This window comes from Planococcus versutus (assembly GCF_001186155.3).
Taxonomy (GTDB): Bacteria; Bacillota; Bacilli; order Bacillales_A; family Planococcaceae; genus Planococcus; species Planococcus versutus.
Map to the genome: position 1 here is coordinate 2,481,281 of NZ_CP016540.2, position 14,333 is coordinate 2,495,613.

The following is a 14,333-nucleotide window of genomic DNA, read 5'->3' on the forward strand; positions in this document are numbered from 1 at the left end:
GTAAAGCTCATAAAAGCTTTCACGAAAACGTGTTCACTCCTTGTCTTCTTCAACAAAATAATTTTGACTTTCATAAATAGCTAACTCTTTTTCGGGCATGATTAAGTTATTAAAATTTAGCGTATTGCCAATTACGACATGTCCTTCACCCGCATCAACAAAAATCCCATTAGATGAATCGCCCCGTGGATCGACAGCTAGATTATTTAGAATGCGCGTATCATAGCTTGGCAACTGGAGATTGTTGCCGCCGTCGCCGCCTCTTACAGCAATATTGTATTCATTGTTAAACGCGATGTTTGACTCGATAACATTCGATTCTGATGCATTTTTCACATCGATTCCGTAATAAAATCCACTTACTGTATTGTTTTCAATCAAACTTCCTTTTTCGCCTTCAACAGTAATACCTTGCTGGTCGTCAAATCCTTTGCGATCTTCTGTCACCATACAATTGACGACATGGTTGTCTTCGCCTCCACCGTATAAAGAGACATGCCCATCTCCTGAATTTCGGACAACGCACGAATCAATCACATTTTGATCCGAGTCATAACTGATAATTCCCGATCCATAATTAAATTCAGATGTGACTTTTAGAATCATGTTGTAGTCAGCATGATTGAGATGCACACCTTGCGAAAAATTTTTTAAGTATGTGTTTTCGATCGAACTATTGTTTGTGTACAAAAACAAAATGCCGATATGAGAAATTAATGTACCGTCTTCTGGCAACCGTTCTCCCATTAAAAATCCACCTTTTAAGTGAACATCTTCTGTTTCATTGACCCAAAACACACCATAATCATCGTCTGTATCTGTTTGAAATACCGCTTCTTCCATTATAACCGTAATGGGCTTTGAAATCTTTAAAGCAAAATAGCTGTCGCCGTATTCAGTGACTGCTTTCAACTCTGGGTTTTTGCTGACTTGATAAACACCGGCTGGAATTTCCAAAGTGCCTCCTGCTGGCGTTTCATCAATAGACTTTTGAAGTTCAGCTGTTTTATCCTCTGATTTTTCTAAATTCTTGTTATAACTTTCTTGTTCACTTTCAGTTCCATTTTCTTGCGTTTGACTTTCAGTCGATAACAAGTAATAACTAAATCCAGCAATTGCTAGAAGTACGAGAAAAACAAATCCACCCACTCTTGCAGTCATCCACGATACCTCCTTTTGTGCAATCTTCCATGCTTCTTTATCATACAGAAAAATCACATAGAACAAAAGTATAATGACTGAAAATTCAAATTTCAACAAGATTCAGTAAAAAGCATCCCTCAATGTAATTCTGAAGGATGCTTTGTATTGCTTTCTTTATATATTTTCTTTTCAGGAATCATTTTTTTCTCAACCTTAACGTTTTGTTGTTCAGGTTCTATGACTACATCATCTGCAGCTCTTTTTTCTTGTCGTGCAAGTAACTCTTCACGATGGCCATGTGCTACTTTTTCACGCTTTGAACTTGCTTTTCCCAAAGAAAAAACAATCGTTAGCATAAAAACAATTCCGCCCGTTACTATCGCCCACATTTAATCCACCTCTTTTTACATAACGCCAAAACAATCATTATTTTATTACTCCTTATAATTACCATAATTCTTTATGTTAGGTGTCATTTTACGCTGTATTTTTAACATTTACTAGATTCATATGTACCAGTATACAAAAAAGTAATGCAACTTTTGATCTAAATAACCTGATTAGTAGTACCATCAGTTCATCTTTTACGGCTATTATCTGCTTTTTTCGACCAATGCAATGCTTTACCAAATACAAGATACAGCAAAACACCTAAACTTGCTCCGGCACTATCAATTAATACGTCTCTCACTTCGCCGCTTCGTCCGTCAATAAATAATTGGTGAATTTCATCTGTTATAGCAAACAAGACTGTTGTAGCGAGACTTAAAAGCACACGTGCTCCACCGCGAAAGCCACTGCTTGTCCACGCATTCAAACTTACTAAACTCAATATAAAGTAAGCAATAAAATGTGCATTTTTTCGAATAAATGTATGAAAGACTTCCACATCCAAATCGATTTCTGGCGCGAGTTGGTTGATAAAGTCTAGTAAACCCGCGACAATACCTGAACTTAAATTACTTGAAGCTGATCCCGGTTGATGTGACAAATAAAAAATAACAGCCATCCAAGCAAAAACAGCTATCCATGACATGCGCTTATAAGCAATCATAATACAAATCCTTTTCTACGAAAATCGATTTTCTTCATAAGAAATATTATAACATTCGCCTTAAAAAGTAAAAGTAAAAAAGGAAATCGCAATTTTTGCGACTTCCTTTCAGACTGTAGACAAAGTATCCTAAAAATGAATAACCGTATAAAAATCCAACCGGTCCGGCCACTTCGCTTTCCGGTGGGCTCAGCTTCAGCCTCCTCGTCACTGACGTGCCTGCGGGGTCTTCAGCTTTCGCTGTCCCACGGGAGTCTTCGTGGCCGGACCGGTTGGAAACGTGTAGCTTTAATCGAGATAAGCAGTCTGCTAGTCGGGTCCCATTAAAAAGAGTTCAATATGCTAGGTATTCAGGCCACTCCAAAATCCAAAGCGCAAGGCGGCGGGTAGAGAGGTGCTCCTGCATTGCTGCGCTAGCGACGTCTTAGCAACTAGCACGACGTCTTGTTGCGCCAGTTGCATAACCTACATCCTGTAGCCCCGAAGCGTCCACTTGGAGCGCAGGATCTAATCCAAATATGTTAAAATAACTATTCGTTTGTCTACAAGCTAAAAAGGAAATCGCAATTTTTGCGACTTCCTTTTTCGTTTAGGGAATACTGTTTAGCCACTAATCATTTTTTGGCTGTTACAAGAACGGCTGAACGATAAGCTGGAAACGAAAATCCCTCTTTGTCCACATCCATTTTCTCGCATAGCAAATCGTAAATTTTAGAGTTTTGAATTTTATTGCTGACGTAGTAATCGAATTCTGTATTTTTACCGAATTGTTTTTTAAATAAATACAAAGGATCATCAGCATTCCCCGTCACTCCGCCACCTTCATGGATAAGCTCCATCGCGTGTTCAGTTCCCCACATCACCAATGCATATCGCATCACAAATGCAGAGGACAAATAATGATATTCTTCTAACGTCCCTGATAAATGAATATGAACAAATTTCCCATAAGCTAAATTTAAGCCGATAGCAATTACTTTTTCTTCATAAAGAACCTCTACCAACACGATGTTCGGACCAAACGTTTCCAATAACTTATCAAAGTACTGATCATTAAAATAATAAACTGAATCTGCATTTCTTCTTTTCATTGTGGAATAATACAAGTATTTAAACTCTTCTAAATCAGCCGGATTTTCCCGCACACGAAATTCCACACCTGCAGCTAACGCTTTTTTGATGCTTTTTTGCTTAGACTTTGAAAACTCTGATTTAACTGGATTTTCAAAGTCTTTTAAGTTTGTTCCTGTTGTGTGACGGCGGAATGTTAACTCATAGCCACTTTGAAAGTCTTGAGCGTTTGTAAATAATGGATGAAAACGAACAAACTCACTTACGATGTTTTCTTCTTGACAGTATCTTTCAAACGCCTGCTCAAACGCTTGAACTACTTCGACTTTATTCTTTTGCTCACATTCTACTAGACGCGGTCCTCCGTAGCCATAAGGCGTTGTTATGTCATAATACGTTTCTCCATTGATTTCTACTGGGATTGGCCTTTTAATAAATATGTAGCTGATTTTGCCGTGCAGATGCTCAAAGTCAAAAACCTCGCATGTGCCATGCTCGATTTGTTCGTATAAACGACCATAGTTGGGTTCAAAATAAATATCGTTCACGTTAAAATTGCCTCCCTGTCCTAAGCTTTATTGAAAAGCAAAGGCAAATTTGCAGTTTCTCATTTCCATGTCTTTACAATTCTGCTCTATTTACTTTTAGCATATCATATCTTTACAAACTAAACACTAAAAAATCAGATTTTTTAGATTACTTTGTGCTAAGTAAAATAGATCTTGCATTTATATTCCAGTTTAATAACTGAGAATCGAATTAAAAAGCAGCAACGGTCCAAACCCGGTTGCTGCTTTTTAAGGGAAGAAGAACTTTCTTACGATGACACAGCTGTTCTTCTTTCGTTACGATTTTGATTCTTTTAATTTTTCTTCGAAGAGCTTTAACAACCGCTCTTTTAGTTCAGGTCGTTTTAAAGCAAATTCAATAGTGGTTTCAATAAATCCAAATTTTTCTCCGACATCATAGCGACGTCCTTCAAATTCAAACGCATAAACAGATTCTACTTCGTTTAATTTTTGAATAGCGTCTGTTAATTGAATTTCGCCTCCCGCTCCAAGCTGATGTTCTCCTAAAAAATCAAAAATTTTAGGTGTCAAAATATACCGACCCATAATGGCGTAGGTTGAAGGAGCTGTGCCTGCTGGTGGTTTTTCCACAAAGGTATCTACTTTGATCAATTTGTCGTTTACTGAAATCGGTTTAATAATCCCGTAGCGATGTGTCTCGTCTTCTGGCACTTGTTGAACACCAATAACGCTTTTTCCTGTAATTTCATTTTGTTTCATCAATTGAGCTAAACACGGCTCTTCGTTTTCAACAATGTCATCTCCAAGTAACACAGCAAACGGCTCATTGCCAATAAATCGGCGAGCCGACCAAATGGCATGCCCCAACCCCAATGGCTCTTTTTGTCGAATGTAATGAATTTCGACAGTGGACGTTTCCAGTACCGAATCGAGCATATCGATTTTCCCTTTTTTAAACAAATTATCTTCTAATTCAAAAGCGTGATCAAAATGGTCTTCGATTGCTCGTTTTCCTTTTCCAGTTACGATGATGATGTCTTCAATTCCCGAAGCAATCGCTTCTTCAACTATGTATTGGATTGTCGGCTTGTCTACGATTGGCAGCATTTCTTTTGGCATGGCTTTTGTTGCTGGAAGAAATCGAGTCCCCAAACCCGCAGCAGGAATAATTGCTTTTTTTACTCGCATGTCTTCACCTTCCTCTCCTTATTTGCTAACCCATTCTTGCTTAATGATAACACCTTTCTATAGTATAGCTATTTTTCATAGAAAAATAACAGAAAATTGAATTTTCATAAGCAATTCTATTAAGACATAAAAAGCTCCTGTCAGTTTTTCTGACAGGAGCTTAGACTGTAGACAAAAGAATGGGTTCATCAACTCATCCTGATAGAGTTTTCCATAGCATGGTTTTTTCAGTGACAAAAAGACTCGAGCTGAGCCCACCAGAAAGCAAAGTGGCTAGACCGGTTGGATTTATAGACGGCTATTCATTTTTGAGATACTTTGTCTACAGTCTGAACGCTTGTCAGTTACTACCTACTAATTTAGAAAGCGGGTGAATGCCAAGACTTTGAATAATAAGAGACAAAATAACAACTGAAAAACTAAGTGAAATCAAATCGTCTGCTCCATTTCCACTAGACATTACGCCTAATTGAAGCAACAAGAACACTGACATAGAGCCGCGTATTCCAGACCATGAAATCAACAATGACTTTTTCCAAATAGCTTCGTGTTTTCGTCCAGCCAATAGCTGAAACGTGCCACTAATGATTAGGAACCGAACAGCAATGCTCGCAAACAAAATGAAAGCCGCCAATAGCCAATTATTCCACGATAAGTATTGCGTTGCTTCTATGCCAATCAGCAAAAATAACAAAGACAATAGCGATGGCTCGACAACACTCCAAAATCCAGCTAATGCTTCACGGTAATGATCTTCTTTATTGGTATGAGAAAATTCCCATGATAGCATAATTCCAGCTGAGACGGTCGCAAGTACACCTGAAAACCCAAAACCTTCAGCCAGCTGAAACGTACCGTATGCTAGTATGATGCTCAACATCACTTGATAATCTTTATGGTGTGTAACGTGAACCGCTTTACTCAATAACCAGCCAAAACCTACACCTAAAATAACGCCACCTGCTGAAACATAAAGAAAATCACCTAATACAGACAACACGCTAAATGTTTGAGATTGAAGATACATGCCTGACAATACCGTAAATAACACAATACTCGTCCCGTCATTAATCATCGATTCTCCATCAACAATGTCTGCAATGCTTTTATCTGGTGCAGACTTTTTTAAAATCGACACCACAGAAGCGGGATCTGTAGGTGCCAAAATGGCTGCAGCTACGAATGCGCCCATTAACGAAATTGAAAAAAACCAGCCGCCTATCCAATAAATAGTCAGTCCCATTAACAAAATGGTTAAAGCTAGTCCCACTGTACTTAACAAGCCAATAATACCTGCATTTTTTCTTAGTGCTTTTGCAGAAAACTGATACGCCGATACGAACAATAATCCCGGCAAAAAGACATCATAAATCAATGTCTCTGGCACGCTGCTCCCTGTAAAATAAGGGATAAAAGACAGACCAATCCCGATTAAGACGAGTACGGCGGGCACTGGAACATTTTCTTGTTTTTTATCAATAGTAAATACTAAATACCCAATGCACAACAAAATCATTGCGACTGCAGCTGACATGTGTATCTCCTCCAAAACTCACTTGTTCTTTTAATCATAACAGAACAACCGGACAGCCTCTATTGCCTCCGGCTGTCCGGTTGTTCACATACTTTCTTCTTGTAATCGCCGCTTAATTTGTAAGTAGGATGTCACTTCAGCTAGTTCTTCTTTGTTAACATACTGGTCATCTACTACTACTTTGATCGAGTTGGAAAGCGGAAGTTGAAGTAAATCTAGCGTATTAGCCTTTTGGTTTCGCTCTAATAGATAATCTACGGAGACATCATAATAATCTGCAAATAATTCCAAATGAGATACACTTACTTGTTTTTTAGCACTTTCATAACCCCACACTACCGATTTTGCAAAGCCTAGTGCTTTTGCTACTTCGTCTACACTCATTTGACGTTTTTCTCTTAAACTCTTGAGTCTGTTGCCTATTCTCTCCATTTAAACGCCTCCTGCTATGGGAATGTTAGTATCTCTAATATGTTACCCACTCTACAGCTGTTTAAAAACTAAAAAAGCCATGTTCCAATCCATTTAACTGCTAAGTACCTATTAAAATCTGAAATTTCAGCCTTTTCTACTTAAGTTGTGCTAGAATAGAACTAATTCAACGTGAAAGTAGGTCTTATGATGCTCAAAAAAGCCAGCTTCTTTCTATTTATTGCACTAATCATTATCGTAATCGCCGGAGAAAAAAACTTAAAAAACGTACAATACTCACAACAAGCAGCTTTTCTGCCGGAAATTGAAACGGTGCAAGCACAGCCTGTAAGCTTTTCTGAAAAACTTGCAACAGGCCTCCCTGTAACGATCGTCTTTCTTGGTGATTACGTTACTTCTGCAGACTCATTGCCAGATGGCAACCCGAATCACGTTCTGTTGTTAACCGAATGGTTTAATGACCAATACCCAAACCAAGTCACCACCATTAATGCTGGTATGAACGCCAATACAATTTCCCATATGAAAGAGCGAATCGAAAGTGATGTGTTAACATACACACCCGATTTGGTGGTCATTTCTACTGGATTGAACGATGCTCTTGGGGCATGGAAAATTTCAGTAGATGAGTACGACAAAGATTATCAAGCCGTGATTGATGAAATTCTTGCTACAGGTAGAAGCGAAGTATTGATTCGAACACCCAACCCGACCAATTCAGTGGAAAAAAACAAAACGATGCGCCCTTATATGCGCGTGAGTCGAGAGCTTGCCAAAAGAGACAATGTCTATGTCTTCGATTTTTACAACGTAATGGCAACTGATATACACGCAAAAGACATTTCTCAAGTGGCTTTTATGCAAAATACATTTTATCCGAATACAAAAGGACAAGCCTATTTGTTTGATAAGTTTAAAACTTATTTAACCACTGAATTTATTCAACCATAAAAAAGCGTTTGGCGATAACTCTCTCGCCAAACGCTTTTTTTATAGTAATTATTTCACTACTAGGTTTCTTGCTTCTCTAAACTCTCTAATGTGACGATCTAAAATATGGCCTTTTTCAATGACCATTGATTTTTGAATCATGTTCGTCCACTTGCCTTCGACAAAGTGATCGACCATTGGTGAAAAACCTTCGCTCAATACTTTTGTTACCGTATGCGGGAACATAGCTGGTGTATTGTCTACCGTGTAATGGATGATGCCATCAATCGTATAAACCGGATCATCAATCGTAGATGGACGCGAAGTTTCGATTTCCATGTTCGGGTCACAACTTACATCAACGATCATAGCGCCTTTTTTAAGACGCACTAAATCTTCTTTGTAAATAATACGATCTGTACGATTCGTATCCCACATTACGCAGTTAACTAACACATCGTAATTGCCCATGTTTTTCATAAACAATGATTCTAGTTTACGCCCATAAACATCAACATCTGCCCCTAAGCCATGAAGAATGCGGAGAACGCCTTTTGTTGTATGTCCATTCCCAAGAACTGCTACTTTTGTTTCATATGGCATTTTGCCGCAATATTGATAAGCTTGTAAAATCGCTGCTTCTCCCGCAACTTCACGGTTGCGATAGAAAATGTAACGCCCATCTTCGAACATTTCTTCCCAAGCGACAACTGTGTGGTCACCTGCAAGAACGGAATCGGTAAATGCGATATCTTGAACAGCATGAGCCCATCCAATCAACAATTTCCCAGGTGTAAGTTGATCAAAATAATCCGCATTGCCCAGTTTCACATCAACAATCGCGTCACATTGTAACACTTCTTCACGTGACACAAATTGTGCTCCTGAAACTTCGTATTCCGCATCTGCATAACCAAGTGCTTCGCCGTATCCTACTTCAAAGTACAATTGCTCGATGTTTTTAATATTCGGCATGTCCTTTGGCAAAAGCGCTCTTCGTTTTTCATTGTTTTTGTGACTGATAACAAATCCTATTGTGTAAATAATAAAACCTCCAATAAATGAAATAATATAACGCTTAGTCTGCACCCACTAGACATGTCCTAGAACAGCGACCAAACAAGCTTCAAAAATTGCTAAGTAAATTTGTCTATTCATGTCTCTTCCGCAAAGCTGACCTACTCTAAATCATACCATATGTCGGAAAGTTTAAACGTACTTTGGAACGAGCTGAAAAAATAAACATATCGCGTGTTCATAGAAAATCTATGAAAAGTTGATCGCTCAAAAATAAAAGTCGACTATTCATTTATACTTCAAAAAAACCCAGTAGAAACCTATTAGGTTCCTACTGGGTTTTACTTAAAAAATTAATGCAACATGATCGATCCACCATCAGCCATCAATGTTTGGCCGGTCATGTATTTCGAATCTTCCGAAGCTAAAAATACAGCAACCGGTCCGATGTCATGTTCCAAGTCACCAAAACGACCGAGTGGAATGTTGTTTTTTACTTTTTCGTAGTATTCCGGTTGTGCTTTGGCCCATTCGCGTACACCAGGTGAGTCCGCTACTGGACTGATCACATTGACGTTGATACCATACTGACCCCATTCATTTGCAGCCACGCGCGAAATGCCGCGGATGGCTTCTTTGGCAGCCACATAAGCAACTTGTGTCGAATGCCCTTCTAAACCAGCTCCTGAGGCAAAGTTGATAATGCTTCCTTTTGTTTCTTTTAAATAAGGAAGTGCTGCTTGCATCAAATAGAACGTTGGATAAAAGCCCGTACCGAAAGACAAATCAATGTCTTCTTGCGTAGTATCTTCGATTAGTTTTTGTTTAGACGCATGCGCATTGTTTACTAAAACATCTAACTTACCATACTTCTCAATGACTGTATCAATAATGTTGCTAAGTTTTTCACGTTCCATCAAATTGGCTTTAATAAACGACGATTGAGGTGAAATAGCTTGAAGTTCTTTTTCCATTGCTTTGCCTGTTTCTTCGTTTAAATCGACAATCGCAACAATCGCCCCTTCTTTGACCATTGCTTTTGCCATGCCTCCGCCAATACCACCAGCACCGCCAGTAATAATGACTACTTTATCTTGTAACTTTTTCAATCCGAACATCTCCTTAGCTAATATCTACTCTTCTAGTTTACTACTTAACTGAAACATATCAAAAAGTCAGCTCACAAGATCGGTAAACAAGCATCTTGCGAGCTGATATTCTACTCTTTGTAAACAACCTGACTTTTCAACATGTTCACTAAATAATCCATATCCTCTTTGTTGTAACGTTGGTCGCAAGGCAACGGCAAAATATTTAAAGCATAGTGATATTCGATGCTATCTTGTGGGCAATCTTCCAGAACATTTGGCCACAACAGCGGTATGTAAATGTTTTGTTCGGCTAGTTTTTTTCGAATGATCATGCCATTTTCTACTAGCAACGGATATGCAAACGGACCCGTTGGCGTTGTTAGCTTTAACGGATTTTCAGTTTCTAGCAATTCATGCAAACGAGCATAGTTCTCATTTCGTTTTTGAATCGCACGATCTGTGTCGACGGCGCCCATTAAGTGACTCGTCACTTTTGACATAGTTCGGAGCGGTACATGTGACAGTTTATCGTTACTGTCACGAAACTCAGCATAATAATCACTAGCTGAACTTTCACTGCGACCGAGTACATGCGCCATTCGATCTTTTGATTGATCTTGCTCGAGTGATTCAGTGAGCTGTACATCAGTTGCCAAATAAGCTCCATCTGGCAAACCAAAATATTTACGGCATGAGTAGATGGTATCGACTCCTTCTAGTGGTCGCTGAAAAAAAGCTTGGCTATGATCCATAATTAGCTGGGGGTAGCGCGTCTTTAAAGCTTTGATCTTTTCATCTGTAATTTGACCATATAAATTAACAACATATACGTATTCTCCTGCACCCAATTGTTGATCGAAAATGGGTTGAAACTGCTCGTCTACTGAATAATAATCAAACTGACAACCACTTTTTGTGATCAAGTCACTAACCGAATCGCATAAATACCAAGGAATGTGGATTTTTGTCATGTGGCGTGCTTTGATTAAATACAGCAAGGCATTACTGCCACTATTGAGTGCCACCAATTCCTTATAAAATGGTTGATCGACCAAATCCCCTAATCCAAAATAGCCACCTATTTCTTTCATGTTGAACCCTCCTGTTATCGGACGTAGTTAAGCCGACTGCACTTCGTGATCTATTTTCCGCACGTCAAAGCCAACAAACCGCGCCTTTTAGCAACTACCCTCGGTATAAAGGAAAATAACCGGCATGCTCAATACCCACTGTGTTTTTCTTCGCTTCGACCAGGCTGTCGTACGCTTCTTGGTCGTGAATGCGTTTTCCCATCATTAATTCTAGTGGTTCTGTTTTGTTGAAATTCCGTTTAAACCGATACAATCGTTTGTCAGGTGCCCCACCAAGTTGAACTTCTTTTTTGCCATGTTCGACTCCCCATCGGCACATTTCGTAAACAATTAAACTATTGCCAGAAAGAGATGAATATGCAGGATCATTTGCTGTCAAATGATAGTGGACGTATTCACCGTAATGAAGGATAAACGAACACGAAATATAACGTCCGTCATGCTTGGCAAAAAGAAAAAATTGCTTTCCTTTAAATACCTCAAATGACTGACGCAGTGATTCTATTGAAAACACGTAATACGGATCGATGTTGTTTTTAGTAACGGTCATCATATACAGCCGGTGAAATTCCGCTACATGCTCACCTGTATAATCAAATTCAACTTCCACATCGTTCTTCAAAGCCTTTCGCACTTGTCCTCTTGAAACAGAAGCAAATTGATCCATAAAAAAATCTTCGCCTGTCAAATCAATAAACTGCACATGACCATTATCGCGAAAATCATAAAGCGCTTTAAAATCCAACCGATTTTTTAACCATGGACTAAACCGAACATACTCGGTCACGATTCTATGCTCTTTGCAATAGTCTCCAAATTGGGCTTCGAACAACTCAATCAATTGCTGTTTTTTTTCAGGATTTCCAGATAAAATAACGGGTCCACTAAAGCCGTAAGGAGTAATAATATCGAAATACGTCAGCCCTTCTAGTCTGACTGGTACTGGACGAACAATAAATTGATAAAAAATATGACCCCATTCATGCTCCACTTCAAAAACAGCATGCTCGCCTTGCTCTTCTTTTGTTTCGTAAAACTTTCCCCATTCCGGTAAAAAATAAATATCCGGATATATCAAATCCAGCGGCTCTTTTCCACTATCTGCTACTAATTTAATCATGCTCACCATCTTCTCTATTTACTTTGTAGATACGTGGGACTGACGGCTTCGATATGCCGGAAATCGATCTCTGTCATTTGTTAAATGAGCGGCTTGCTCCAGCCGCTCATACGTGGAGCGATCCCATATTTTCTGACCGGTGTAATATTCCAATTCATCATGACGTCCAAATTTTTTCTTGAACAGATAAAGTGTGTCATCTGCCCGACTTGTTCGTCCTCCCCCATGATGAATTAACTTTTTACCTTGCTGTTTCCCCCATAACGCGAGGGCATATTGCAAAATATAAGCAGGTGCTAAGTGATGATATTCTTGACATGTTCCGGTGAGGTGCACATGAATATAATCGTCGTTAAAAAAATTTAAACTCATTCCAATAATGTTGCCATGATAAGTCACTTCTACAACAACTAACTGTTCAGTAAAGCGTTCTATGCAATTTTGAAAATATGCATCATCAAAATAGTAAACCGTTTCAGCCGCATTTCGCTTCATCGTGGAATAATAAAGTTTCTTGAACTCGGTTAATTCTGTAGGATGCAGCAAGATGTGATACTCTACTCCATTTTTTAATCCATGCCGAATATCTCTTCTGCATGAAGGCGAATACTCTGTCAAAATTGGGTCGTCAATGCTTTCTAATCGCGTTTGTATAGTAGAGCGTTTAAACACCAAGTCATAACAAGCAGCAAAATCCAAATGGTTTTTGAGAATAGGATGAAAGCGAACTAATTCCGAAACAACGCTGTTTTCACGACAGTATTCTCCAAAGTCATCCCAGAATGCTTTCACCAGTTTTGGAATTTCTTCTTTTTTTCCTTCAACCACATGCGGACCACCGTAACCGTAGGGTGTCACTAAATCGTAAAAAACGTGTCCATCTAACTTGATGGGGATTTCACGTTTAATAAATAAGGAATGGATCGTTCCTAGCGCATGTGTGAAAATATATTCTTCACATTGACCTTGTTCAATGGTTTCATACAACTGGGCATACTCTTTTTCAAAATATATATCTTTCATGTGAAGAACCTCTTCCTGAAAAAGTATGAAGGAGTTGACTAGCGACGTAGCAGTGACTTTTTACCTGTATTAAGTTTATCGTTTAATTAACTAAAAATACAGATAACTTAAAAAAATACATATCTTCTTTATTGCTATTCATGAAAAACAGCTAGCGGTAATAACGCACTCACGATGTATTGACCAGCATCGACAATTTCAGAAATCTTCAAGTCAACACAAGCACTTGATAATAAGTAAGCATCTTTGGGGTCAAGAGCGTACGTGCTCGAAATGTGCTCAACCATCGCGCGAATAGCATCACGCGAAGCTTCCATTAAATCAGGACCCACACCGGTTGTTCCGTAAAAGCCTTTATGGTCAACTTTTGGAGTCAAGGCACCCGCTGTTTGGAATTGTGGTGCTGGAATTGTTTTGCCTTTAATCAATCGGAATTTTAATGATGCGTGTGCCGAACATTCGACGGCACTGACGCAAACTTCACCGTCTCCTTGTGCCGCATGAGCGTCTCCGCAACTAAACATGGCACCGGCTACTTGCACAGGTAAATACAATTTCGTGCCAACAGTCAAGTGACGCGTGTCCATATTGCCGCCGAATGTGCCCGGTGGCATAATTACTTGCCCTTCTGCTTTTTCTGGTCCTACACCCATTGTGCCTAAAAAAGGAGTAATGGGGACTTTGATGGTATCCGTAAAATGAATAAATTCACCATCGCTCAAATCAAATATGCGCAAATAGGCATCTGGAAATTCGTCTGGTAACAAGCCCAGTCCTGGCAAAATCGACATCCATCCCCAGCTGCCTGTCACCAAATCTACCATTTCGACTTCCAACGTATCTCCTGGTTGGGCGCCTCGAATTTCAACGGGTCCAGCAAGCGGATAAACTCTTGCCCAATCAAGCGTTTCGATATCTTTTGTTGTGGAGTTTTCATCAAATTGATCATCTGCTACTTCTCGCGTGAAGAAATCCACTTGGTCTCCACTGTCGATCGTTAGCACCGGTTGCGGATCTTTTTCCCATGTGTAATGAACGCGGTCTTCTGGAAATGTATGCGTCTTGGACAAAGTGTTCATCCTCTCTCATTTGGTTTTTCATAAAACAAA

Annotated in this window: 14 protein-coding genes; 1 reads left to right on the forward strand and 13 read right to left on the reverse strand. The window is 39.2% G+C overall.

The window, feature by feature from the left end:
* Positions 1-33 precede the first annotated feature (33 nt).
* The 7 genes from I858_RS12615 to I858_RS12645 all read right to left on the reverse strand — a co-directional run bounded on the left by I858_RS12615 (position 34) and on the right by I858_RS12645 (position 6,952).
* Entirely contained in the window at positions 34-1,161 is a 1,128-nt protein-coding gene (locus I858_RS12615; RefSeq protein WP_049694691.1) for a right-handed parallel beta-helix repeat-containing protein, read from the reverse strand.
* Positions 1,162-1,280: 119 nt separating this feature from the next.
* Complete coding sequence (locus I858_RS12620) at positions 1,281-1,532, reverse strand: hypothetical protein (RefSeq protein WP_049694690.1); 252 nt, start codon at positions 1,530-1,532, stop codon at positions 1,281-1,283.
* A 188-nt stretch (positions 1,533-1,720) separates the two neighbouring features.
* On the reverse strand, positions 1,721-2,197 hold the full coding sequence (locus I858_RS12625) for a VanZ family protein (RefSeq protein WP_049694689.1): 477 nt from the start codon (positions 2,195-2,197) through the stop codon (positions 1,721-1,723).
* A gap of 614 nt (positions 2,198-2,811) precedes the next feature.
* A complete protein-coding gene (locus tag I858_RS12630) occupies positions 2,812-3,816 on the reverse strand; it encodes a GNAT family N-acetyltransferase (RefSeq protein WP_049694688.1) in 1,005 nt (334 codons plus the stop codon).
* A gap of 297 nt (positions 3,817-4,113) precedes the next feature.
* Positions 4,114-4,986, reverse strand: coding sequence for a UTP--glucose-1-phosphate uridylyltransferase GalU (gene galU / locus I858_RS12635; RefSeq protein ID WP_049694687.1), 873 nt, complete (start codon positions 4,984-4,986; stop codon positions 4,114-4,116).
* A gap of 340 nt (positions 4,987-5,326) precedes the next feature.
* Positions 5,327-6,520, reverse strand: a complete 1,194-nt coding sequence (locus tag I858_RS12640) for a cation:proton antiporter (RefSeq protein ID WP_049694686.1) — start codon at positions 6,518-6,520, stop codon at positions 5,327-5,329.
* Between the two features lie 84 nt (positions 6,521-6,604).
* Positions 6,605-6,952: a helix-turn-helix domain-containing protein gene (locus I858_RS12645; protein WP_049694685.1), complete on the reverse strand. Its 348-nt coding sequence runs from the start codon at positions 6,950-6,952 to the stop codon at positions 6,605-6,607.
* A 186-nt stretch (positions 6,953-7,138) separates the two neighbouring features.
* Here I858_RS12645 and I858_RS12650 point away from each other — a divergent pair, with 186 nt between their 5' ends.
* Positions 7,139-7,903: an SGNH/GDSL hydrolase family protein gene (locus tag I858_RS12650; protein WP_049694684.1), complete on the forward strand. Its 765-nt coding sequence runs from the start codon at positions 7,139-7,141 to the stop codon at positions 7,901-7,903.
* Between the two features lie 48 nt (positions 7,904-7,951).
* Here I858_RS12650 and I858_RS12655 read toward each other — a convergent pair whose 3' ends face one another.
* The 6 genes from I858_RS12655 to I858_RS12680 form a co-directional block, all read right to left on the reverse strand.
* Entirely contained in the window at positions 7,952-8,926 is a 975-nt protein-coding gene (locus tag I858_RS12655) for a N(5)-(carboxyethyl)ornithine synthase (RefSeq protein ID WP_338046091.1), read from the reverse strand.
* Positions 8,927-9,252: 326 nt separating this feature from the next.
* Positions 9,253-10,008, reverse strand: coding sequence for an SDR family NAD(P)-dependent oxidoreductase (locus tag I858_RS12660; RefSeq protein WP_049694683.1), 756 nt, complete (start codon positions 10,006-10,008; stop codon positions 9,253-9,255).
* A gap of 110 nt (positions 10,009-10,118) precedes the next feature.
* A complete protein-coding gene (locus I858_RS12665; RefSeq protein ID WP_049694682.1) occupies positions 10,119-11,081 on the reverse strand; it encodes a hypothetical protein in 963 nt (320 codons plus the stop codon).
* Positions 11,082-11,175: 94 nt separating this feature from the next.
* Positions 11,176-12,201 carry a lipid II:glycine glycyltransferase FemX gene (locus I858_RS12670; RefSeq protein ID WP_049694681.1) on the reverse strand — a complete coding sequence of 342 codons (1,026 nt, stop codon included), beginning with the start codon at positions 12,199-12,201 and terminating at the stop codon, positions 11,176-11,178.
* Positions 12,202-12,219: 18 nt separating this feature from the next.
* A complete protein-coding gene (locus I858_RS12675) occupies positions 12,220-13,224 on the reverse strand; it encodes a GNAT family N-acetyltransferase (protein WP_049694680.1) in 1,005 nt (334 codons plus the stop codon).
* A 134-nt stretch (positions 13,225-13,358) separates the two neighbouring features.
* Positions 13,359-14,303, reverse strand: a complete 945-nt coding sequence (locus I858_RS12680; protein ID WP_239457157.1) for an acetamidase/formamidase family protein — start codon at positions 14,301-14,303, stop codon at positions 13,359-13,361.
* Positions 14,304-14,333 lie beyond the last annotated feature (30 nt).

Bases quoted from the DNA above. Each gene is read 5' to 3' on its own strand.
- galU (WP_049694687.1), bottom strand. From the start codon at position 4,986: ATGCGAGTAAAAAAAGCAATTATTCCTGCTGCGGGTTTGGGGACTCGA.
- I858_RS12640 (WP_049694686.1), bottom strand. From the start codon at position 6,520: ATGTCAGCTGCAGTCGCAATGATTTTGTTGTGCATTGGGTATTTAGTA.
- I858_RS12615 (WP_049694691.1), bottom strand. From the start codon at position 1,161: ATGACTGCAAGAGTGGGTGGATTTGTTTTTCTCGTACTTCTAGCAATT.
- I858_RS12680 (WP_239457157.1), bottom strand. From the start codon at position 14,303: ATGAACACTTTGTCCAAGACGCATACATTTCCAGAAGACCGCGTTCAT.
- I858_RS12675 (WP_049694680.1), bottom strand. From the start codon at position 13,224: ATGAAAGATATATATTTTGAAAAAGAGTATGCCCAGTTGTATGAAACC.
- I858_RS12620 (WP_049694690.1), bottom strand. From the start codon at position 1,532: ATGTGGGCGATAGTAACGGGCGGAATTGTTTTTATGCTAACGATTGTT.
- I858_RS12665 (WP_049694682.1), bottom strand. From the start codon at position 11,081: ATGAAAGAAATAGGTGGCTATTTTGGATTAGGGGATTTGGTCGATCAA.
- I858_RS12650 (WP_049694684.1), top strand. From the start codon at position 7,139: ATGATGCTCAAAAAAGCCAGCTTCTTTCTATTTATTGCACTAATCATT.
- I858_RS12670 (WP_049694681.1), bottom strand. From the start codon at position 12,201: ATGATTAAATTAGTAGCAGATAGTGGAAAAGAGCCGCTGGATTTGATA.
- I858_RS12645 (WP_049694685.1), bottom strand. From the start codon at position 6,952: ATGGAGAGAATAGGCAACAGACTCAAGAGTTTAAGAGAAAAACGTCAA.
- I858_RS12625 (WP_049694689.1), bottom strand. From the start codon at position 2,197: ATGATTGCTTATAAGCGCATGTCATGGATAGCTGTTTTTGCTTGGATG.